The sequence below is a fragment of the Streptomyces sp. NBC_00075 genome (assembly GCF_045041225.1).
GTDB classification, from domain to species: domain Bacteria; phylum Actinomycetota; class Actinomycetes; order Streptomycetales; family Streptomycetaceae; genus Streptomyces; species Streptomyces adonidis.
In genome coordinates, this window is sequence record NZ_CP108243.1 from 7832150 (window position 1) to 7852885 (window position 20736).

Genomic DNA, 20736 nt, shown 5'->3' on the forward strand with positions numbered 1-20736 from the left:
GCGGAGAGGTGAACGCGCCGGGTCGCCGTTCCGTTAGGGACAAGCTGTGCGTTGTCGGTGTCCAGGGGGCGTGCGGACGCGCCAGATGTGGCGATGCCGACACTCTGGACCCGGGTGGCTCAGGTGTTACTGGTGCCCCAGTCGTCCTCGCCACCTCCCGTGGCGTTGCGCTCACGCAGGGAGCGCACCCGGTCGGCCACGGAGTCGGGCACCCGGTCGCCGACCTTCTCGCTCACGGTGTGGAACGCCTTGCCGGCGAACTCCCGCCCCTGTAGCGCGGCCGACTCGGCGGTGTTGCGGACGGCCGGGTTCTGGGCGAACTGACGGGCGGATTTCTTCAACTGCTCGTAGCGCTCGCGCCCGGCCCGTGTGCCCAGCACGTAACCCAGGGCCAGTCCGGCGACGAACGTGAGCCGGTAGCGCATGACGGCCACCTTTCCTTGACGAGTGTCGAGTGAGGCGAGTGAGACGAGTGGCTGACGACGGGCGAGGGGTGTGCGCCGCGGGGAACCGATTGGCGGAGCACCCCCCTGCTTGCGCTAATGTATGTGTCGCAGCGAGCACACGCCCCCTGGCGAATACCCAGGGAGGTACGTTCGATGCAACGAGGCAATCCTCCGTAGCTCAATTGGCAGAGCAGCCGGCTGTTAACCGGCAGGTTACTGGTTCGAGTCCAGTCGGGGGAGCTTCGGTCTTCCGTAGCTCAATTGGCAGAGCAGCCGGCTGTTAACCGGCAGGTTACTGGTTCGAGTCCAGTCGGGAGAGCACCTGAACGAGGACCCCGTTGGGGTCCTTTTTCATGTCCGGGGGAACCGCGCGAGCCGCGTCAGGGTCCTCATGGTCATGCGAAGTCGACCATCCGAAGCAGGAGATCGTATGAGCGGCTATGCTGCGGCAGACGGCGCGCACAAATGTGCGCGACGCGCCGTAATGGGGCGGTAGCTCAGCCGGTTAGAGCAGCGGACTCATAATCCGTCGGCCGTGGGTTCGAGTCCCACCCGCCCCACCTCGGTGTCACTGGCGCAGGAACGTTTTCACCTGTGGACGGGTGGTCAGCCCCTCGGGAGACGAGGGGCCTTTTTCGTCTTCGGTGATCGTTGGCCGGCTCCATGGGGTGCGGGTCAGGATGCGCGGGGCGTCGGGGCCGATCGGTTCGACGAGCCCCTGTTCAAGGGCGCCGCTCGGCGGCGCTGACCCGGGCGGCGGCGCCCGTCGCGGCGTCGGTCACGCCGGTGAGGGTGCCGATCGTGGGCATGGGGCATCGGGCATGTTCGAGGGTTTGTCCGGTCTGGTGGTGGTTCGAGGCGTTGCCGCTCGGCAGTCGTGCAGGGCGGTTGTGCGCATCGGGAATGCCGCAACTTCCCGACAGCTGACCGCAATTTTGCGACAGGGTTCCCGCGCAGAAACTGCGTATTGTCTGCGCTGGCCACAGCAAGTGCACAGTCCCGGATCCGGACTTCGCGAACTCGCCTTCTCTCCCCTGGAGTTGGAACGTGTCCAGAATCATGGAGTCCGTCAAAGCCATGAAGAGCGCCACCCGGCGCTCTCTGACGGTCGGCGCGGTTACCGCCGGCGTCGCCGTCACCACCGCGTTGGGTGCCTCCCCCGCCTCCGCCGAGACCTGGCACTACGGGAGCATCACCTGGTACAACCCGAGCGCCGGTGTCGGGGCGTGCGGTCAGTGGCACGGTGACAACGAGCTGGTGGCGGCGGTCTCGCCGCAGATGTACGGCAGCTACCCCAACCCCAACAACTCCCCTGTGTGCGGCAAGTACGTGGTCGTCTACGGTCCGACGGGGAAGGCCACGTGGGCACAGATCGTCGACAGGTGCGCGCAGTGCGCGGCGTACGACGTGGACCTCAGCCCCGCCGCGTTCGGTGTGATCGCCGACCTCGGCGTCGGCAGGTTCAGCACCTACTGGGCCGACTACATCTGATCCATTGATCCATTGAGCCGTTCCATCTTGCAGGCCCGGTCGGGTGACACCCCCCCCCGACCGGGCCTGTCCCGTTGTTCACCCGGGTCCGCGCCGAAGCCGCCGGTAGTCCGTGGGCGTACGACCGACGTACCGGCGGAACACGGTGGTGAAGTGGCTGGCCGTACTGAACCCGCACAACAGTCCGATCCTGCCCACCGGTTCGTCACCGGCTTCCAGCAGCCGGCGCGCGGCCTCGATCCGCAGTCCGGTGAGGAACTGATGGGGTGTCTGCCCGGTCGCCGCGGAGAACAGACGCAGGAAGTGGAACCGGCTCATCGCTACCTCCCGGGCCAGGTCGTCCAGGCCGATACGGTCGTGGAGATGGGCCCGCATGTACGCGGTGACCGTGTCCATCTGCCGGGTACCGAGGGCATGGGGCTCGGCGGGTCCGCTGTGCGGCGGTGCGAGGAGGTGTGCCGCGAGATACTCCGCGGCGGAGTCGGCGTAGAGCTGCCCGGCTCCGGCGTCGCGGGCCCGGAGCAGTGCGGCGGCCATGGAGGTGATCAGCGGATCCTGTTCCGCCAGCCGCTCCAGGGACTGGAGATCGGCGGGCGGGCTGTCGGGCACCTCGGCCGTATGGCGTTCGAAGACGTCCGCTGGCAGGAGGACGTGCACCGTTTCCAGGGGGCCCGGTCCGAGCAGCCGGGAGCGCAGCCTGACGCGGCGTCCGGGAGGAACCAGGCAGGCGTCGCCGGGCGCACACGACGCCGAACGCCACCGGCCGTCACCGGTGTCCGCCTCGAACCGGGCGGTACCCCGCAGATGCGCGACGATCCGGAACCGGTCCGAGGGCGGCTGCTCCCACTCGACGACCCCCGGCGTCACGATCCTCCGGGCCACGCTCAGCGCCCGCCACGGGGCCGGGTGCTCCCGCGCCGGGGGCGGCTCCGAAGGTTCGTCGCGGGCAGGTGTCATCGCGCGCATCTCCTGGGAGTGGGAACTCGCGCACGGCGACACCGGCGCACGACGGGGCCACGGGCAACGGCAGAGCCTCGTCGACAGGCGGCACAGGATCACATGGTGTGGAGTTCGATCAATGAGCGGCACGAAGGCATGGGCCCGGCCGGACGCGGAGTTGCCCGTCCGCGCCAGAGAACATGCCCCACAAGTACGCCCCCTCGGCCACAACCCGTTCGCCTCCTCGCGCGACCGGCAGTCGAGGCTCACGCCCTTGAGGTCGACCCAGCCCGAAGTATCCAGAAAGACCGTCAAATAGCGGAAGCCACAACGGAGTTGGGGCCTGTCCCGCAGGGACGGATGTGGTGCGGCTCATAGCAACCGGTGCGGCGCGAGACGCATGTTAAGGATGAGAAGGGAGTGGCAGCTGCTGTCTCCTGTCCCGTAGCCGTGCGAGGTGGCGGGACGTCAGAGCAGCGTTCGCCACGCCGTGCACGACCCGAAGGGATCAGTCCTTGCGTCACAAGAAGCGCGCCATGACTCGTCGCACCGTCCTCGGAGCGGCCGGTCTCGCAGCCGGCGCGGCAGTCGCAGTACCGGTTCTGGCCTCGGCCGCCCCGACCGAGGCTCCGGCCAAGGCCACGACGCGGCAGGAGCGTGTGCCCCGTACCCGGGCGAAGACGTTCTCGGGCGCGGCGGCCAAGTCCGCGGAGCCGGGCTTCCCCGTCGAATACGTCGGGGTCACCTGGACCGGGGCCCAGCGCGGTGCCGCGATCAGACTGCTCGACCAGGACGGCAAGGCGGGCGCGTGGCAGACGCTGAAGCCGGTCTGCGCCGCGGGAGCGGACGGGGACGCCGGGACACCCGCGAAGAACGCGAGCGTGCTGGTGCCGACCGGCGGGGCCGCCGGTTACGAACTCGCGATGCCGGACGGGGCGACCGACGTCCGCTCCACCGCCATCGACACGGTCAACGGTCCGACCTTCAAGGTCTCCGTGGCCACCGAGACCGCGTCGTTCCAGGGCGTCGAGTTCATCACCCGGGCCGGCTGGGGCGCCGACGAATCCCTCCGCTTCAAGGCGGACGGCACCGAGAACTCGCCGCAGACCTACTACCCGGCCCAGACGCTGACGGTGCATCACACCGCGGGCGCCAACGGCGACCTGGACCCGGCCGCCACCATTCGCGCGTACTACTACCTGCACGCGATCACCAACGACTGGGGTGACATCGGCTACCACTTCCTCATCGACGAGGCGGGCCTCGTCTACGAGGGCCGTTACACGGGCACGGACGGCATCCCGGCCCACAACGCCGAGGGGAAGATGGTGACCGCCTTCCACGCCTCCGGCTTCAACTCCGGAAACCTCGGCATCGCCGTACTCGGCAGCTTCGAGAGCCAGGCCCCGACCGCCGCGGCCCGCGCGTCGCTGACCAAGCTGCTCGCGGCGCTGTCCGACTACCACGACCTGGACCCCGAGGCCGCCGTCACCTTCGTGAACCCTGTCAACGGCGTCAAGAAGGACGTCCAGATGATCAGCGGCCACCGCGACTGGCTGGCCACCGAGTGCCCCGGCACCACGTTCTACGGTGACCTTCCCGCCCTGCGCGAGGACGTCGCGGCAGCGCGTTCCGGCAGCTGACACAGGGCCGGCCCAGTCAGCCGCAGCGCGCGAGAGGGGCGTCCGCCGGAGCGGACGCCCTGCGACGGCCGACTCGGAAGGAGCCGACCGGCAGGTCGACGAGCAGACAAGCCCACAGTCGGCACATACGTACATGGACTACGTACTCCTACCGACGTCTCCCCGACACGTATGCCGTTTTCTTGCATTCATGACGACACCGAGCATGAAAGCGCGGAAAGACTCCGTCGTGCCTGTCGTCGGGGCCCTCGCCGTGGCCGTCCTGTTCACCGGGGGGTGTTCGAGCGCCCACGGCACCTCCCTCTCCGGGGATCCGTCGGAGAGCGCGACGGGGGTGTCCGAGTCGCCGAGCCCTTCGCCGACCCCGTCTCTCACCCCGCCGTATCCGACCGGGGCGTCCGGTTGCCACGACAACACGGGGTGGACGACCGAGGAATCCAGGGACTGGGTTCGGCTCGGCGTCGACACGCCCAAGGAGAACTACGGGGGCGACGGGCTGCGGGTCGTCAGCCTGCCGGGGTACAACGGACCGCTCTGCCGGAAGATCACCGTGCAGGTCGAGTTCTGGAAGCTGGTGTACGGAGTCGCGAACGGCGCCGACGGCGAGCGCCTCTCCAACGGGGCGCGGCCCGCCTACTACTTCGACATCCGCCGGGTGAAACGCGTCGAACTCCATGCGGACGCGAGCGTCGAGCGGAAGATCGCCCTGCCCGCGTCCCTCTACGCGACGGACCGCAGTCCCTGCGAGGGCGCCCTCCTCTCGATCACGGTGGGCAAGCCGCTGACGAGCAAGGAACTGCCCGAGGAGGTCGAGGTCGGCGGCGAAGGGTCCGTCTGGCGTGGCGCCACCGTGGACTTCCGGTCCCAGCGGGTCGCCGACTACGAACTGTCCGAGCCCTCGGCACCGCGGGTGTGCAGCCCGGACGGCAAGCCCACCGCCGACCCGGCCGACGTACCCACACCGGGCTCCCAGCCGACGGACCTCTATCCGACGGATCTCTATCCGACAGACCTCTACCCGAGGCCCGACCACAGCTTCGACATCGACGACGTCCTCCGCTCTCCCACGCCCTGAGCCCGTTTCGCGGGTCCGGGCGTGCACCGACCACTTGACCTCTTCACCTCACCTTGGGGGAATCACATGCGTAAGCGCACCGCGGCCACCGTCCTTTCCGGCGCCCTCGTACTCTCGGCGCTCGTTCTTCCGGGCGCCGCCCAGGGAGCGGAGCGCCCCGAGGCCGCGACGGATCTCAGAGCCCTCGCCTCGCAGAGCGTCCAGCCGAAGGACGCGCTGGGCGGCACCACTTTCAAGAACGGAGTCGTCAACAAGGGCAAGGACATCGTTCTCGGCGTGACGGGCAAGAAGGCCGTTCCCGTCACGTTCACCGCCTTCGACGAGGAAGGCCTGGCCCTCACCATGGCGTTCCTGTGGCAGGGCACCGACAGTTCGAGCACGGACACCATCACCGGCGCCCTGGGGACGGACGACAACCCCGTCTGCACGGAGACGACGGTCGAGGGCGGCTACAGCTACAGCTGCAAGACGGTCTTCAACATCGACCCCGCGGTCGACTTCAAGGACGGCAACGGCATCGCGGGGCCCTGGAAGCTCTTCCTGGGCGCCTACGACCTCTACGCGAACGCCAGTGCCGACGACGACGTCGCCAAGGCCAGCATCAAGCGTGCCGCCAAGCTGACCGTCAACGCCACCCCGGAGCCCGTGAAGAAGGGCAAGACCATCACCGTCACCGGCAAGCTGACCCGCGCCGACTGGTCCACGGGCAAGACCACGGGATACGCGACCCAGCCGGTGAAGCTTCAGTTCCGCAAGAAGGGCGGCAGCGCCTGGACCACCCTCAAGACGATCAAGACCAGCCGCACCGGCGCCCTGAGCACCACCACCAAGGCCGGCTCCGACGGCGACTACCGCTTCGTCTTCGCCGGCACCTTCACGACCGGCTCCGCGACGTCGCCCGGCGACTTCGTGGACGTCAGGTAGGCGGCTTCCCGGCCGGGACCGCGGTGGTCGGTTCGCGGAGGCCGACCGATCACCGCCCCCGAGGGCACCTGGACCGGGCTCAGTCCTGCTCCGCGCGGGCGTCCCCGAAACGGCTCCCGGCGCGTCGGCGGGCCATCAGCGTGGCCAGGGCGGTACGTGAGGACACCCCGGTCTTGCGGAAGGCGCGGGAGACATGGGTGTCGACGGTACGCCGGCTGACGTAGAGCCGGTCCGCGATGGCCTGGCTGGTGAGCCCCTGCGCCACCAGCTCGGCTATCTCCAGCTCCCGCGTGGTCAGGGCGGCCAGCCGCCGGGTGAGTTCGGCGCGGTCCGGGGAACCGTACGGAACCTCGGAGCCGCCACCGGGCGGACGGGTGGCGTCGGCGAGGCCGACCAGCATTCCGCTGCCGCCCGCCTCGGCGAGCCGGCGCCCCCTGAGCCAGGCGCGCGCGCCGCCCCGGCCGTGGCCCGCCGCCGCTTCCAGCGGGGCGCCGAGCAGCAGGGAGTGGGCCTCCCAGAAGACCGCGCCGCAGCGGGCGCTCTCCGCCGCGGCCTCCGCGAACAGGTCCGCCGCCGCTGCCGTGTCCCCCTGCGCCAGCGGCAGATGGGCGGCGCTGCGCAGCGCGGACGCCCGCTGCATCGGCAGCCCCAGTTGCTCCGCCTCCTTGCGCGCCCGCTCTGCCCAGTCGCGGGCCTCCTCGGACCTGCCCGTCACCAGTGCGGACGTGACCAGGATCTCCAGGTAGAGCGGGCGCAGCGAGGGCTGGATCCGCTGAAGTTCGGGGCCGCCCGCCCGGAGCATCGCGTCCCGGGCCCGGACCGGATCGCCGGCCATGAGCGCGGCCCAGCCGAAGATGCACCAGGCCGTGGAGGCCCACCAGTCGACCCCGGTGCCGGCCGCGGCCACCGCCTCCTCGGCGACGGCGAGCGGGCGCGGATCGCCCGGCGGGCAGGCGGCGACGAGGGCCGCGGCCTTGCTCGCCAGGACGAACGCCAGCAACTGGTCGCTGCCGATCCCGCGGGCGATGTCCTCGGCCTGGTCGGCGAGTTCCAGCGCCGAGGAGATCCGGCAGGTCTGGACCCGGATGTGGGACAGACACAGCAGGAGATGGGGCACGACATAGAGCTGGCCGCTGCGGCGGGCGATGTCGAGGCCGCGTTCCGCGTGCCGCTCCGCGTCCGGGTAGTGCTCCAGGAAGGCCTCCGCCCAGCCGAGCCGGGCCAGTGGTTCGCACAGCGCGGTGAGGTCGTTGTCGGGCAGGGAGTCGACCAGGGCGGCGGCCTGCCGGGCGAGTCCGTGCGCCGCCGTCATGTTGCCCTCGTACGCCTCTCCCAGCGCGGCGACGGCGAGGACGCCCGCCTCCTTGACCTCGTCCCCCATGGACCGGGCCGCCGCGAGCGCCGCCTCGACCTCGGTGCGCACCCGGGCGTACGAGGTGTCGCTGTCCTGGGGCGCGGCCGAGCCCAGCTCCAGACCGAGCCGGACGACGTCGGCGGGGGCGGGGTCGCGGGCCAGCTCGCGGCGCAACAGCGCGACCGCCTCGGTGCAGCGCCCCAGATGACGCTCCACCAGCGCGCACAGGACGACCGCGCGCACTCTGAGGCGGTCCTGGTTCTCGCCCGTGGCCGGGTCACCGGGTGACCGCCGTGGCATGCGTGGCGTGGCGATCAGCTCCTGGAGCAGGTCGCGGCTCTCGCGCAGGCCGCCGCACGCGGCCAGGGCGCGGGCCCGCCGCAGGACCAACTCGCGCCGCCGGGCGGTGTGTTCGGGAGTGTGCGGAAGGTGGCGGAGTGCCACGTCGAGCCAGTGGGCGCAGCTCGCCGGGGCCGTTCGGGCGGTTCGTGCGGCGGCCTCTTCGAGTACGGCCACCGCTGCCGGGTCCCAGGCGGTCAGCGACTGTTCGACATGGTGGGCCCGCTCGGCGGCGGAGGCGCCCGCGCGGGCCAGTTCCCGCGCGGCGAGCCGGTGCATCTCGACGCGCCTCAGGAGGGGTGTGCTCTCGTGGACGAGGGTCCGTACGACCGGATGCCGCAGGGTCAGCAGGCCCTGCGGGGCGGAGCGCAGCAGATCGCGTCGGGTGAGGGCGTGGACGTCTGCGGTGAACTCGGTGCCGGAGCGGCCGGTCACCCGGCTCACCATCGCCGGGGTGGCGTGCTCGCCCAGTACCGCCACGGCGTCGACGATGCCGCGTTGGGAGGGGGCGAGCGCGGTCAGTTCGTCCAGCAGCAGGGTGCCGAGCCCGGGCGGCGCCGAGGACTCGGGCGTCGTACCCCCGCGGTGGGCCTGAAGGAGGGTCAGGAAGTAGAACGGGTTGCCCTCGCTCGCGGCGTACAGCGCGGCGGTCTCGGCGGGCGGCAGACCGGGGCCGGCCAGTTCGGCGCAGTCGCGTGCGCTCAGCGGTCTCAGGCCGAGTCTGACGACCGTGCCTGTGTCGAGTTCCCGGGTGAGCCTTGCGGCGAGGGACTCGGGACTCTGGCGGTCACGGCGGGTCACGGCCAGGACGACGGGGGCGTGCACGGGATGGCGTACGAGATGGTCCAGCAGCTCCAGTGACGCCGGGTCCGCCCAGTGCAGGTCGTCGAGGGCCAGCAGCAGTCCGGACGGGGCGGCGAGCCGGGCGAGCAGGGCGGCCGTGGACCGGTGCAGTCCGAAACGGTCGACGGTGCCGCTCCGCTGGAGAAGGGGCGCCACCGCCTCTGTCTCCGTCTCCTCGAAGCCGTCCAGGGCGTGCGGGCCGAGGTGGGCGAGCGCGTCGGTGAACACCTGGAACGGCACCTGCCGCTCGTACTCCGTGGCTCTGCCGCGCAGTACCGTCATTCCGCGTCGGCGCGCCCGCGCGCAGACCTCGCCGAGCAGCCGGCTCTTGCCGATGCCGGCCTCACCGGTGATGTCGACGAGCCGGGAACGGCCGCCGTCCCGGAACTCCTCGCCCCGTGGCGTGCCGCGCGCGCCGTCTGCCGCACGGTCGAGCAGCGCGTCGAACCGGGCCAGTTCGACGGAGCGGCCCAGCAAGGGAGACCCGTTCCCGCTGTCCCCAACTACCCCGTCCGCTCCCACAGTTGCCCCCTGTCTTTACATTCCCCTCACATATCATTCTCTCCTGTTGATCGTCGTAACCGCCGCGTCGGTGAGCCGGGCCGGACGGATCTCGGGGGAGTTACTCGGACTCCTCCCGCGGAACAGCGCGGCTGTTGATCGCGTCGGCGATGGCGTAGGCGGTGCGGACGAAGGACTCTGCTTGCTGCGCCGACAGGTTCCGCGCGGAGGTCTCCTCCAGGGCCCGCCACATGGCTGCCAGGGGCTCGCGCATGGCACGGCCCTTGTCGGTGAGGTGGACGACCATGACGCGCCGGTCGTGTTCGGCCGGCTCGCGGACGAGCAGGCCGGCGTCCTGCATGCGACGTAGGGACTTGGAGACGGTGGAGTGGTCCAGGCCGACGCTTTCGAGCAGCTCGGACTGGGTCTGGCCGTCCCGGTCGAGGAGGTGCATCAGCAGCAGTTCCTGTCCGGGATGCAGATCCATCTCGCGGAGCATGGCGGCTGCGCGGGCGCGGTGGGCACGGGCGAGCTGGAAGATCGCGTAGCTCATGGGCCCCTCACCGGCCGTGGTGGGGGTGCGCGGGGTGGGGTCGGGCATGGTTCGGTTCCTCAGACGGTGTGGGTGGGGTAGTCGGTGTAGCCGGCCACTCCGCCGCCGTAGAAGGTCGCCGGGTCGGGGGTGTTCAGCGGCGCGTCAGAGCGTAGCCGCTCGACCAGGTCCGGGTTGGCGAGCGCGAGGGCGCCGACGGAGACGAGGTCGGCCGTGCCGTTGTCGACGTCCTTGGCGCGGGTGGGCAGGTCGGTGCCGGCCCGGTTGAGGATCAGCGTGGTCGGCCACAGCGCGCGCAGGGTGCCCAGCAGCTCCTCGTCGCCCGCGTGCATCACGTGGAGGTAGGCGAGGCCGAGCGGGCTGAGGGCGCGCAGGAGCGCCGGATACAGCTCGGCGGTGTCGGACTCGGCGATGTCGTTGTACGGGTTGCCGGGGGAGATGCGCAGGCCGGTGCGGTCGGCGCCGATCTCGTCGGCCACGGCAGCGGCCACCTCGGCGGCGAAGCGGATGCGGTTGTCGAGGGAGCCGCCGTAGCGGTCGGTGCGCTGGTTGGTGTTGTCCGACAGGAACTGGTGCACCAGGTAGCCGTTGGCACCGTGGATCTCCACGCCGTCGGCGCCTGCCGCGACGGCGGCCGCCGCGGCGCGGCGGAAGTCCTCGACGGTCGCCGCGACCTCCTGTGTCGACAGAGCGCGGGGTGTCGGCATCTCCTGGGGCCCGGACATGGTGAACATCGCGCCCTGCGGCCGGATCGACGAAGGGGCGACCGGCCGGCGGCCGTGCGGGGTGTTGTCGGGGTGGGCGATACGTCCGGTGTGCATCAGCTGGATGACGATCCGGCCGTCGGCCTCGTGCACGGCGTCGGTGACCTTGCGCCACCCGGCGATCTGCTCGTCATTGTGGATGCCGGGGGTGAGGAGGTAGCCCTGACCGTCGGCGGAGGGCTGGGTTCCCTCGGTGATGATGAGCGCGTGCGAGGCCCGCTGGGCGTAGTACTCGGCGTTCAGGTCGGTCGGTACGCCTTCGGGCGTGGAGCGGTCGCGGGTCATGGGGGCCATGACCAGGCGGTGCGGGAGGGAGATGTCACCGACGGTGGTCGGTGTCCACAGGGCGTTCAGCATGAGGGGTCCTTCGGTGCGGTGGTGATCGAAACAGGGGGACGGCGAGCGTGATCAGTCGACGGTGAGGACGAGCTTGCCCCGGACATGCCCGGCGTCGCTGACCTGCTGGGCCGCAGCGGCCTGGGCGAGCGGATAGGCGGTGACGGTGGTGACGACCTTGCCGGTCGCGGCGTCCTGGGCAAGGGCGGCCAGGCCGGCGGCCGAGCGTTCCGGGGAACCGCTGGAGAAGGTGATGCCGAGCTGGTACGCGCTGAGGTCGGCGATGGTGACGATGCGCTCGGTGCCGCCGCGCAGGGTGATGGAGTCCTCCAGAGCGCCCTTTCCGGCCAGGTCGAACACCGCGTCCACACCGTCGGGGGCGAGCGCCCGGACCCGCTCGACCAGGCCCTCGCCGTAGACGGTCGTGGTGGCGCCGAGCGAGGCGAGGTAGTCCTGGTTGGCAGGGCCGGCGGTGCCGATGACACGCGCTCCGCGGGCCGTGGCGAGCTGGACCGCCAGGGTGCCGACCGCTCCGGCCGCGCCGTGCATCAGAACGGTCTCCCCGGCGACGACACCCAGCAGGTTCAGGACCCGCTCGGCCGTCTCGCCCGCCACCGGCAGCGCGACAGCGTGCTGCCAGTCGAGGCCGGCGGGCTTGGGAGCCACGGTGGTGGCCAGCGCGTACTGGGCGTACGAGCCGGTGTCCGACCAGCCCAGCACCTCATCGCCCACCTTCACGTCCCGCACGCCCTCACCCAGGGCGTCCACCACGCCGGCGAGTTCGCCACCGGGGATGGCGGGCAGCGGCGTGGGGAACCTGGCCTCCAGGGCCCCGGAGCGGATCTTGCCGTCCAGAGCGTTCAGCCCGGCCGCCTTGACGCGGACGCGGATCTGTCCGGGGCCGGGCTGCGGGACCTCGACGTCCGCCTCGTGCAGCACTTCGGTGCCTCCGAAGCGGTCGAACAGGATGGCTTTCACGACGACTCCTCCCGTGTCGCCACCCATTTAGGTGGCTGGACACATAATCAACGTAACAGCAAACGTGTGGCTAGCCAAGTATTTGCTGGGTCAAGGGTCACCTCGGCTGGAAGCCGAGCCCGCGTCTCACGCACCGCCTCCGGCGGCTGCTCCTGGGCGGTGGCGGACCTCAATGTTGGCGATGTATCTTAATGACATACATCGTGGATGCTGGAGGTGTTCGATGTCCGTCACGCAGATCGATCTCGATGACGAGGCGCTTGCCGAGGCGATGCGGCTGATGGGCGCCACGACGAAGAAGGAGACGGTCAACGCGGCCCTGCGGGACTACGTGGCCCGGATCAAGCGCCTCGATGCTGCCGAGAAACTGGCCGCGCGCGGTGCACGTGGCGAGTTCGACCAGGCTGCGGCGGCGCATGACGCGGGCAAGCGTGCCCGACGCGAGGCCTTCGAGTGATCACATACCTGCTCGACACCTCAGCCCTGTGGCACCTGTTCCGCACCCCGGGAGCTCTGGCGCCCTGGGAGGGACACATCGCCGCTGGGGTGTTCCACCTCTGCGAGCCGACACGCGCCGAATTTCTCTACTCGGCAACCAGTCCGTCCCACCGGGACGAGCTCGCGGAGGAGTTGGACGCACTCTGCCTGCTCTCTCCCGTTCCGAAGAATGCCTGGCGTTGGGTCGATACCGCCCAGTACAAGCTGACACAGCAGGGTCGGCATCGTGCGGCAGGAGCGATCGACCTGTTGGTGTGTGCGACCGCGGTCCACCACGGGCACACCGTCCTCCACGTGGACAACGACTTCGCGACGGTCGCCGGAGTGCTCAAGGAACTTCAGCAGCGGGACGTACGAGCCTGATCAGGTGAGTCAGTTCTGTCGTGGGCCGTGGATCGCGGTCCTGCGCTGACGGTGCGGCCGTCGGCCGCCGCGCGGGCGGTCGGGAAGAGCTCGTCGCGCGGGGCGTCCTTGAGCAGTTGACCTGCGTCCGTCTCGATGGTCGGCAGGGTCTCGGAGCCGGAGTCGGCCTCCGGGGAGCCACGCTCTCCTTCCCGCTGAACGTGGTCCTCGGTTCTCTTGGCCGCGCGGTGTGGCAACGCGTCCTCGATTTGGGTCCAGCTCTTCATGGCTGGGGCTCAGCACCGGGCCTCGGCCACACGGCCTTTGCGGGCGCGTTCGGCGCGGTACCCGGCGAACCGCTGGAGTGCGGACGGATTGTCGGTCGAGCCGGCAGCCAGGTCGCCTTCGTCGCCGGTGTCGGCTCCGGAACGGGCCTGGCCACTGCCCGTGCCTTCGCTGAATCCGGGACCGCTGTCGCCCTCCACCGACATCGACGCGAGTGCCGTGGACGCGGCTGCGTCCCGCCGGCCTGACCGCGAGCCCGTCGCAGTCGGAGGGGATCCGATCGCATCCCCGACGGCCGCTTGCTCTGCACCGTGACCGTCCGTGCCCCGTACCCCACGTCGGTGTGCCCGCATCCTGGCGACAACCGCTTCTTCGTCACCACGGCCCGGTACGGGGTGAGGAGTACGCCGTCACTTCCGGCGCGGTGCTCAGTGTCCGCGTACCGGTCAAGGGAGCAGTGGCCCGCTCTCGGCGCGCAGGCCGCCCAAAGAGGTGGCCCACCTGGCCGTTCGGCCGTCAGACATGCTCGTCCGGTTCGTCCACGCGGTTGGTCCGGGCGTCGTTGTCGAGGGCGAGTCGGCCGCACCCCGTGTGGCCGACGCCCGGATCCGAACCGCTCAGCCGGCCATCGCCTCGCGGACGAGGGCGGTGTCGACGAACTGTTCGAAGCGGACGATGAGCCCACCACGCACCACGAAATGGTGGGCGACGCGGACGTCGATCCGCTTGCCGGTGGCCTTGTTGGCCGCGGTGTAGCGGGCGAGGACGACGACGTTCTCGCCGTCGACGACGTAGGTGTCGTCGTGAGCGGTCCAACTGTCCCAGTCCTGGCCGAGTTGCTCCATGACGTTGGCGGTGACGCCGTCGGGGGTGCGGTAGGTGCCGGCGAGGGGGAAGCCGGCCATCTCCGTCCACTCGACGTCGGGGGCGAGGGTGGCCCGAAGGGCCTCCAGGTCACCTGCCGCGGAGGCGAGGTACTGGCGGCGTACGACGTCCGCGGGGGCGGTGGAGGTGGCGAACTCGCTCATGTCAGCCCCACTTCATTTCGCCCTTGGCGACCTTCGCGCCGATCTGGGCGGCGATCAGCATGCCGTTGTCCGGGTAGCGCTTGACGAGGGCGTCGGTCAGCGCGGCGCCGTCGGGCGCCTTGCCGAGCTCCTCCTCGAAGGCGAGGAGATAGTCGCGGGTGGCGGTGATGGCGGTCGTGTCGGCCGGGGTGGCGGGCAGGCGGTGGCCGGGGACGACCAGCTCCGGTTGCAGGGCGGCCATTTCGTCGAGCAGGTCGATCCAGGCGGCACGGTCACCGGGGGTGGGGGTGTCGGCGACCCAGACGTGTTCCTGCTGGAAGAGGAGGACGCCGCCGAGGAGGGCGCGGTGCTCGGCCTGCCACAGGTAGTGGCGGTCGGGCAGTGCGGCCGGGCCGCCCTTGAGCTCGAAGCGGTGGCCCTCCAGGGTGAGGTCGCCGGTCAGCGGGGTGAGGTCGACCAGGCGGGTGGGCAGGTTCGGGCCGAGCGCGGCCCAGGCCTTGAGCTTGCCCTCGTAGGAGTGCTGGATGTGCTCGATGACGAGCGGGGTGGCGACGAACGTCGCGTCGGGGAAGGCGTCGGCGAGGATCTCGGCGCCGAAGTAGAAGTCGGGGTCGGTGTGGCTGACGAAGACGGTCGTGAGCTTCTTGCCCGAGTCGAGGATCTCGGCGGCGAGGCGGTGTCCGTCGGCGCGGGTGAAGGCGGCGTCGACCAGGAGGGCCTCGTGCTCGCCGGTGACGAGGGTGGCGGTCTTGTTCTTGCTGCCGGCCGGGAAGTCCAGGTCGAGGATCTTGAAGGAGAGGGTGCTCATCGATGACTCCTTGCGGGGAGGGGGGTGGGGAGCGGGAGGTTCAGTGGGTGGGGAGCGCCGCGAGCCGCTGGTCGATCTCGTCGGCGGTGCCGTGGCCGTGGGCCACGGCAGTGACGGAGTCGCCGTCGACGGCCAGCAGCGTGGGGAAGCCGGTGACGCCCAGCGAGGCGGACCGGTGGAAGTCGGCGCCCGCCGTCACCCGAACCCCGGATCCCTCGAAGGCGGTGACCACGGCGTCGGCATCCAGTCCGGCCTCCTCGGCGACCTTCCGGTAGGTGGCCGCGTCGGACAGGCTCAGGCCGTCGACGTAGAAGGCCCGTTGCAGGGCGATCGCCAGCTCCACCGCGCGGGCCGGTGCGGCCTGACGCAGGGCGGCGACACCGCGCGCGGCGGCCTCCGAGTCCATCACGAAGGAGCCGTCGGCGATCAGCCGCTCGTACGCCTCGCCGAACTCGGCGCCGGTCAGCTCGGCGATCTTGGCGTTCGCGTTCTCGACATGGCCGAACTCGCGGACGGGTACCCGGCGCGACCCGGTGAACAGGCCGCCGGAGACGACCTCGACCGGCAGTTCGGGGTGACGGGAGGCGACCTCGCTCAGTGTTCCGGAGAACCCGTGCGACCAGCCGCAATAGGCGTCGAAGACGTAGACGAGCTTCATCGAGGACCTCGGCAGGGATGCGCGCCCGCCGGTTGCGAGCGATTCACCTGACAGAACAGTAACTGACGCGTCAGATATTTCATCGTTCGTGTGAGGTGGGGCACATGGGCGTGGCTGACAACGTCACTACACCGACGTTGCCGCCGCTCCGCAGGTCAGGGCAGGCGGGGGAGCAGGTCCCGGGCCGTGTGGCTGAGGATACGGAGATCCTCCGAGAACCTCTTCCGGTCCGCTGCGGGCAGGGGGTCCACGAGGTACCGCTTGATGTTCTCCAGATGGACCCGGGACGCGCGTACGACCGTCTCCTCGCCCAATGCGGTCAGCCGGACCAGTCGCGCGCGCCGGTCGCCTGGATCCGCTGCCCGCTCGACCAGTTCGGCCGCCTCCATCCGGTCCACCAGCCGGGTGGCGCCGCCCGTGGTCAGGACCTGCTCCTGGGCGATGGCCCGCATGGAGAGTCCCGGCTCGCCCGCCCGGCCGAGGATCAGCAGCACTTCGAATATCAGGTGGCTGATGCCGCACTCCACCTCCAGCGCCCGGCCGAGGATGTACTCCAGCCGGTTGGCCGCGCCTTGCAGTCGGCCGAACGCCAGGATCAGCTCGTGGTCCGCGGCCTGTTTCGCCGTCGTGATCTCCGTCTGCTCGCCCACGGTCACGTCGCCCCTCTGATCGTCCCGGTACCACCGTACCGATCATGCCTTGGAGGGTCGGTACGACCATGGACATGAGGCGCTACGCCCCGGGGTGCAGGCCGAGCCGGCCGGGTGTCGGGCCGCCCGTCGGGGGAGTGATGTCGGTGTGGACGGACCAGCCCCACCGCCGCGACTTTCCTGGCGCGATGGCACTACCGGTAAGCCATCGCCGGAACCGCCTTCCAGTTCCTCGGCGGGTTCGACCGCGGCTCCCTCATCAGGCCGCGGAGGTTTGTCGAATTCCAACGGAACGCGGAACTGGGGAGTTTTCCAGCTGTCCGACCCTCGCCTGCGCGTTTTCGGAGGGACACCGCTGCGGGCGCTCGATCCGGACTGGAACGTCCTGATGGCCCATCAGTTGTGGCTGTAGCAGGGAGGCTTCAGCGACTGGCCCCACTGCAATGCCGCCCTGGAGACTTCCTCCGCTCCGCCCGGCCAGGTGTGAGGACGGTGTGTCACTCCGCCTCCGATTGCGCAGGGGCAGGGCGAGCGCCACCGTCGAGCCGCCGTTGTCGCCCGACAAAGGAACCGGTGGGCGGACCGGGGATCCGGTCCGCCCACCGGCCGGGAACGAACGGCGGTGTCAGTACGTCAGTTGAGCGTCCACTTCTGGTTGGTCCCGCCGTTGCACGTCCACAGGTCGATCTTGGTCCCGTTGGCGGTGCCGTTGCTTACGGCGTCGAGGCAGAGCCCGGACTTGTTGTTGGTGATGGTGCCGTTGGAGTTGACGGTCCACTTCTGGTTGGTCCCGCCGGTGCAGTCCCAGATGATGACCTTCGTACCGTTGGTGGTCCCGTTGTTGTCGGCGTCGAGGCACTTGTTGCCGTAGACCTCGAGCTCGCCGCGCGACGTGGACGTGAAGGTCTGGTTGTGTCCGCCGACACAGTCCCAGAGGGCGGCCTGGGTGCCGTTGGTGATGGTGTTCTTGGGGAGGTCGAGGCAGCGGCCGGAGCCGGTCCCGATGATCTCGTTGCCGTTTGTGCCCGCGATGCCCTGAAGGAAGACGGCGTCGAGGTTGGGCGACCAGCCACTGCTGTTGGAGAACTTCATGGTGTTGGTGCCCTTGGCCATACCGACCAGCACGGACACGGTGCCGGGAGTGGTCCAGGAGCCGGTCGGCGGGAACGAGACCACCGTGGGCTGCTGGCCGTTGACCTGGAGCGTCGCCGTACGGGCGGTGGTGTCGCCGTTGACGTAGGCGACGGTGGCGAGCTTCACGCCGGACGTCGAGGCGCTGATGCCGTTGAACGTCAGGGTGTTGGCGGAGCCGTTGCCGACATAGCCGACCAGCGAGCCGCCCGAGCAGTTCGCGCAGGTGGCCGTGGCGGCCGTACCGGCAAGGGTGTTGGACGAGGACTCCGCCTCGTAGGTGGTGCCGGAGGCCTCGGTGCCCGAGACGGTGAGCAGCACCGCTTCGCCGGCCGGGACGCTGGTCGCGTAACTCGTCGCGGAACTGCCCACGTTCGTCGCCGTCCATACGTTGCGCACGGAGGCGGAGGCCGTGGTCAGGCCCAGGTCGGCCCAGCGGGCCGTGATATTGGCGGCGGAGGAGGTGCGGTTGAGCAGCAGCACGGCCCGCTTGCCGGTGCCCGACAGGACCTTGCTGTAGACCTGAAGGCCCTTGGTGTCCTCGGCGACCTTGACGCCCTGGAGGCCGCGGGCGTCCTGGTCGATGGCGATGACCTCGGAGTTCTTGAGGATCGACGCCGTGGTGGAGCTCATGGTGGTGAGGTTGTTGCCGGCCAGCAGCGGGGCGCCGGAGATCGCCCACAGGCCCATGTGCGTGCGGTTCTGGGCGGCGGAGAAGCCGTTCATGCCGACCATCAGCATGTCGGGGTCGTTGTAGTACCCGGTGTGCTGGGACGACGGGTGCAGCGCCTTGTCGAAGTTGGCCAGCATGTTGGCCGTGGACGGGCTGTTGCCCCAGAAGATGATGTCGGTGCTGGTGCGCCACATCGGGGCCAGCCCCGCGCCCCAGTTCCAGGAGTTGCCGGTGCCCCACTCGCAGAACGACAGGACCAGCTTGCGGCCGGTGATCGCGGCCGCGGCGTCGTTGGCGGCGCTGATCGCCCTGTACGTGGTCTCCTGGTCGAGGCCTTCGGCGTTGCCGCCGCACCAGTCGATCTTGACGAAGTCGTAGCCCCACTCCTGGAACGTCTGCATGTCCTGCTGGTAGTGGCCCTCACTCCCGGTGTTGGGCGCCGCGGGCCTGGTCGTGGGGTAGTAGTAGCCGCAGCCCTGCTTGCCCGCATCGGTGTAGATGCCCGCCTTCAGGCCCTTGCCGTGGATGTAGTCGGCCATGGCCTTCATGCCGCCGGGGAACAGGCTCTCGTCGGTGACGATCCTGCCGTTGCCGTCACGGGCGCCCTGCCACCAGCCGTCGTCGATGTTGACGTACGTGTAGCCGGCGGCGGCCATGCCGGACGAGACGAGCGCGTCGGCCTGGGCCTTGATGGTGTTGTGGTCGATGCTGCTGGCGAAGCTGTTCCAGGAGGCCCAGCCCATCGGTGCCGGCGGGACCGCGACCTGGTTGGTGGTCACCGCGACCGGCTCGGTCCGGCCGAGGTCCGCCGACGGTGTCCGGCCGCCGCCCATGGCCACAAGCCCGGCGAGAGCCAGGCCGAGGACCAGCGCCTGGGCGGCGATCCGTCTTGTCCAGTGGGTCACGGCAGTTCTTCCTGATGGCATGAAGTCGACTCTTTCTCAAGCGCAGCCGTGTGTGGCGGGTGCCGCCGTCCTCACGCCCGGTCACGGCGTATGTACGCCGGAAATGTTAACGTTCACATTTTTGGGCTCTGGAGGACACGAAGACAGGCGGTCCGGGGGATACCCATACCCGCTCCTGGCGTTGGGAGTTAACACGTCGGTGACGCAGGAGCAGTGTGAACGGTAACATTTGCTCCTCGCAATACTCTGTGTGGAACTTTCTCTTGGTGTCCCGTTGCGATGTACTCCGGGAGCAAGCGCCAGCACCGACGAGGAGCCGCCCCCACCATGCAGGAAGCGACACCCGAACCCCGCTCCGGCGGCGGGCCCGAGGCTCCGAGGACCGTCAGCATCCGGGACGTCGCCAGGGAGGCGGGCGTGTCCCACCAGACCGTCTCCCGGGTCGTCAACGGCCACCCCAAGGTCAAGGCGTCGACCCGTGCCCGGGTCCTGGACGTCATCGCCGAGCTGGGCTACACGCCGAACCGGATGGCCCGGGCACTGGCCGGCGGTGCGGTGCGCTCGGTGACCGTGCTGACCTCCGACACCTCCTTGTACGGTGCCTCGGCGACCCTGAAGGGCATCGAGGAGGCGGCGAGGGCGGCCGACTTCACGGTCCAGATCAGCGTGCTCGACACCGGCTCGGCCCAGAAGCCCGCGGATGTCGCGGCCCGGGTCAGCAGGCCGGGGGAGGCGGTGCTGGTGATCGCCTTCGACGCACCGGGCGTACGGGCATGGCAGGCACTGCCCGCCGGGTTCCCGGCCGCGGCGGTGGTGGAACGGCCCGAGGACGGCCGCCCCGGCGAGCGGCCCCAGCTCTGGCTGGACGACCGGGCGGCCGCCGCTCAGGCCACCCGGTATCTCCTCGGCCTCGGCCACGAGACGGTGCACTACCTGGCGATCCCGTCCTCCACCACCCACGTCGGCCAGCGCACCGAGGGCTGGCGCGACGGTCTGCGGGCGGCCGGCAAGCCCCTCCCGGAACCGCTCGGCGCCGGCTGGAGTCCTCGCTCCGGCTACCTCGTCGCCCGCTCGCTGCTGGCCGACCCGTCGGTCACGGCCGTGCTCTGCGGCAACGACGACCTGGCACTCGGCGTACTCCGTGCGGCCAGGGAGGCGGGCCGTGACGTGCCGGGCGACCTGAGCGTGGTGGGCTTCGACGACGCCCCCCATTCCGCCTACGCACACCCCGCCCTGACCACCGTCCGCCTCGACTTCGAAGGCCTCGGCCGGGGCTGCTTCGGCCTGCTCCACCGGCTCCTCGAACCCGATACCGCCCCGGCCCTGCCGCTGTGGGCCGAGCCGGAGCTGATCGTGCGGGAGAGCAGCGGCCCGGCCCCGACACGGCGGGATCGGCCCTCGGGCTGAACTGCTCGGCTTGCCGGCAGGCGTCGGGGAAAGGGCGCTGAGGGATCGCTCGGGACCGTCTGCCGCGGACCTGGCGAGGTCGACATCGACCGAGAACCCGGATCCCGGACGGTGGTCTCGTCGACCTCGGTGTCACGTCGTCGATGTGTGGGACCAGGCAGGAGC

Annotated in this window: 20 protein-coding genes, 3 tRNA genes and 1 pseudogene; 10 read left to right on the top strand and 14 right to left on the bottom strand. The window is 70.2% G+C overall.

The genetic code is table 11. The features are described 5' to 3' along the window. Nucleotides 1-119 precede the first annotated feature (119 nt). On the bottom strand, nucleotides 120-425 hold the full coding sequence (locus tag OG787_RS34295) for a YtxH domain-containing protein (protein WP_369034774.1): 306 nt from the start codon (nucleotides 423-425) through the stop codon (nucleotides 120-122). 188 nt (nucleotides 426-613) lie between these two features. Here OG787_RS34295 and OG787_RS34300 point away from each other — a divergent pair. From OG787_RS34300 to OG787_RS34310, 3 genes are all read left to right on the top strand, one after another. Beyond that, a tRNA-Asn gene (locus OG787_RS34300) sits at nucleotides 614-686 on the top strand. Nucleotides 687-692: 6 nt separating this feature from the next. Further along, a tRNA-Asn gene (locus tag OG787_RS34305) sits at nucleotides 693-765 on the top strand. A 167-nt stretch (nucleotides 766-932) separates the two neighbouring features. After that, nucleotides 933-1006 (top strand) — tRNA-Ile (locus OG787_RS34310). 162 nt (nucleotides 1007-1168) lie between these two features. On the opposite strand, the gene OG787_RS34315 is transcribed toward OG787_RS34310, so the two are convergent. Next, nucleotides 1169-1537 carry a hypothetical protein gene (locus tag OG787_RS34315; RefSeq protein WP_369034775.1) on the bottom strand — a complete coding sequence of 123 codons (369 nt, stop codon included), beginning with the start codon at nucleotides 1535-1537 and terminating at the stop codon, nucleotides 1169-1171. On the opposite strand from OG787_RS34315, the gene OG787_RS34320 reads away from it, so the two are divergent. Continuing rightward, nucleotides 1524-1937 (top strand): RlpA-like double-psi beta-barrel domain-containing protein, encoded by a 414-nt coding sequence (locus tag OG787_RS34320; RefSeq protein ID WP_369034776.1) that lies wholly within the window; start codon nucleotides 1524-1526, stop codon nucleotides 1935-1937. The two genes, OG787_RS34315 and OG787_RS34320, sit on opposite strands and share 14 nt — an antisense overlap. Nucleotides 1938-2015: 78 nt before the next feature. On the opposite strand, the gene OG787_RS34325 is transcribed toward OG787_RS34320, so the two are convergent. Further along, entirely contained in the window at nucleotides 2016-2894 is an 879-nt protein-coding gene (locus tag OG787_RS34325) for a helix-turn-helix domain-containing protein (protein WP_369034777.1), read from the bottom strand. 518 nt (nucleotides 2895-3412) lie between these two features. On the opposite strand from OG787_RS34325, the gene OG787_RS34330 reads away from it, so the two are divergent. The 3 genes from OG787_RS34330 to OG787_RS34340 all read left to right on the top strand — a co-directional run bounded on the left by OG787_RS34330 (nucleotide 3413) and on the right by OG787_RS34340 (nucleotide 6518). After that, entirely contained in the window at nucleotides 3413-4519 is a 1107-nt protein-coding gene (locus tag OG787_RS34330) for a peptidoglycan recognition family protein (RefSeq protein ID WP_369034778.1), read from the top strand. A gap of 205 nt (nucleotides 4520-4724) precedes the next feature. Beyond that, complete coding sequence (locus OG787_RS34335; RefSeq protein WP_405537804.1) at nucleotides 4725-5594, top strand: hypothetical protein; 870 nt, start codon at nucleotides 4725-4727, stop codon at nucleotides 5592-5594. 66 nt (nucleotides 5595-5660) lie between these two features. Further along, nucleotides 5661-6518: a hypothetical protein gene (locus OG787_RS34340; protein WP_405537805.1), complete on the top strand. Its 858-nt coding sequence runs from the start codon at nucleotides 5661-5663 to the stop codon at nucleotides 6516-6518. A 79-nt stretch (nucleotides 6519-6597) separates the two neighbouring features. Here OG787_RS34340 and OG787_RS34345 read toward each other — a convergent pair whose 3' ends face one another. The 4 genes from OG787_RS34345 to OG787_RS34360 all read right to left on the bottom strand — a co-directional run bounded on the left by OG787_RS34345 (nucleotide 6598) and on the right by OG787_RS34360 (nucleotide 12186). Next, a complete protein-coding gene (locus OG787_RS34345; protein ID WP_405537806.1) occupies nucleotides 6598-9531 on the bottom strand; it encodes an AAA family ATPase in 2934 nt (977 codons plus the stop codon). A gap of 145 nt (nucleotides 9532-9676) precedes the next feature. After that, the gene (locus tag OG787_RS34350) at nucleotides 9677-10156 is read right to left on the bottom strand and encodes a MarR family winged helix-turn-helix transcriptional regulator (protein WP_369034782.1); all 480 of its coding nucleotides are present in this window, start codon (nucleotides 10154-10156) and stop codon (nucleotides 9677-9679) included. Between the two features lie 11 nt (nucleotides 10157-10167). Further along, nucleotides 10168-11229 carry an alkene reductase gene (locus OG787_RS34355; protein ID WP_369034783.1) on the bottom strand — a complete coding sequence of 354 codons (1062 nt, stop codon included), beginning with the start codon at nucleotides 11227-11229 and terminating at the stop codon, nucleotides 10168-10170. 51 nt (nucleotides 11230-11280) lie between these two features. Then, nucleotides 11281-12186, bottom strand: coding sequence for an NADP-dependent oxidoreductase (locus OG787_RS34360; RefSeq protein ID WP_405537808.1), 906 nt, complete (start codon nucleotides 12184-12186; stop codon nucleotides 11281-11283). A 223-nt stretch (nucleotides 12187-12409) separates the two neighbouring features. On the opposite strand from OG787_RS34360, the gene OG787_RS34365 reads away from it, so the two are divergent. Beyond that, nucleotides 12410-12643 carry a type II toxin-antitoxin system VapB family antitoxin gene (locus OG787_RS34365; protein WP_369034785.1) on the top strand — a complete coding sequence of 78 codons (234 nt, stop codon included), beginning with the start codon at nucleotides 12410-12412 and terminating at the stop codon, nucleotides 12641-12643. Beyond that, entirely contained in the window at nucleotides 12640-13047 is a 408-nt protein-coding gene (locus tag OG787_RS34370) for a PIN domain nuclease (RefSeq protein ID WP_405537809.1), read from the top strand. Before OG787_RS34365 ends, OG787_RS34370 begins: the two co-directional genes overlap by 4 nt. A 47-nt stretch (nucleotides 13048-13094) precedes the next feature. Here the strand turns inward: OG787_RS34370 and OG787_RS34375 are convergent. From OG787_RS34375 to OG787_RS34405, 7 genes and pseudogenes are all read right to left on the bottom strand, one after another. Continuing rightward, a pseudogene (locus OG787_RS34375) lies at nucleotides 13095-13211 on the bottom strand (DNA-binding response regulator); the annotation flags it as partial. Nucleotides 13212-13322: 111 nt separating this feature from the next. After that, nucleotides 13323-13517, bottom strand: coding sequence for a hypothetical protein (locus OG787_RS34380; protein ID WP_369034787.1), 195 nt, complete (start codon nucleotides 13515-13517; stop codon nucleotides 13323-13325). Between the two features lie 411 nt (nucleotides 13518-13928). Continuing rightward, complete coding sequence (locus tag OG787_RS34385; RefSeq protein ID WP_369034788.1) at nucleotides 13929-14339, bottom strand: nuclear transport factor 2 family protein; 411 nt, start codon at nucleotides 14337-14339, stop codon at nucleotides 13929-13931. A gap of 1 nt (nucleotide 14340) precedes the next feature. After that, nucleotides 14341-15147, bottom strand: coding sequence for an MBL fold metallo-hydrolase (locus tag OG787_RS34390; RefSeq protein WP_405537810.1), 807 nt, complete (start codon nucleotides 15145-15147; stop codon nucleotides 14341-14343). 40 nt (nucleotides 15148-15187) lie between these two features. Then, nucleotides 15188-15805, bottom strand: coding sequence for a DsbA family protein (locus OG787_RS34395; protein WP_405537811.1), 618 nt, complete (start codon nucleotides 15803-15805; stop codon nucleotides 15188-15190). 155 nt (nucleotides 15806-15960) lie between these two features. Next, nucleotides 15961-16455: a MarR family winged helix-turn-helix transcriptional regulator gene (locus OG787_RS34400; RefSeq protein WP_369034791.1), complete on the bottom strand. Its 495-nt coding sequence runs from the start codon at nucleotides 16453-16455 to the stop codon at nucleotides 15961-15963. A gap of 633 nt (nucleotides 16456-17088) precedes the next feature. Continuing rightward, on the bottom strand, nucleotides 17089-19185 hold the full coding sequence (locus OG787_RS34405) for a ricin-type beta-trefoil lectin domain protein (RefSeq protein ID WP_405537813.1): 2097 nt from the start codon (nucleotides 19183-19185) through the stop codon (nucleotides 17089-17091). Between the two features lie 306 nt (nucleotides 19186-19491). Between OG787_RS34405 and OG787_RS34410 the strand changes: the two genes are divergently transcribed. Continuing rightward, on the top strand, nucleotides 19492-20571 hold the full coding sequence (locus tag OG787_RS34410; RefSeq protein WP_405537815.1) for a LacI family DNA-binding transcriptional regulator: 1080 nt from the start codon (nucleotides 19492-19494) through the stop codon (nucleotides 20569-20571). The last annotated feature ends 165 nt before the right edge of the window (nucleotides 20572-20736 follow it).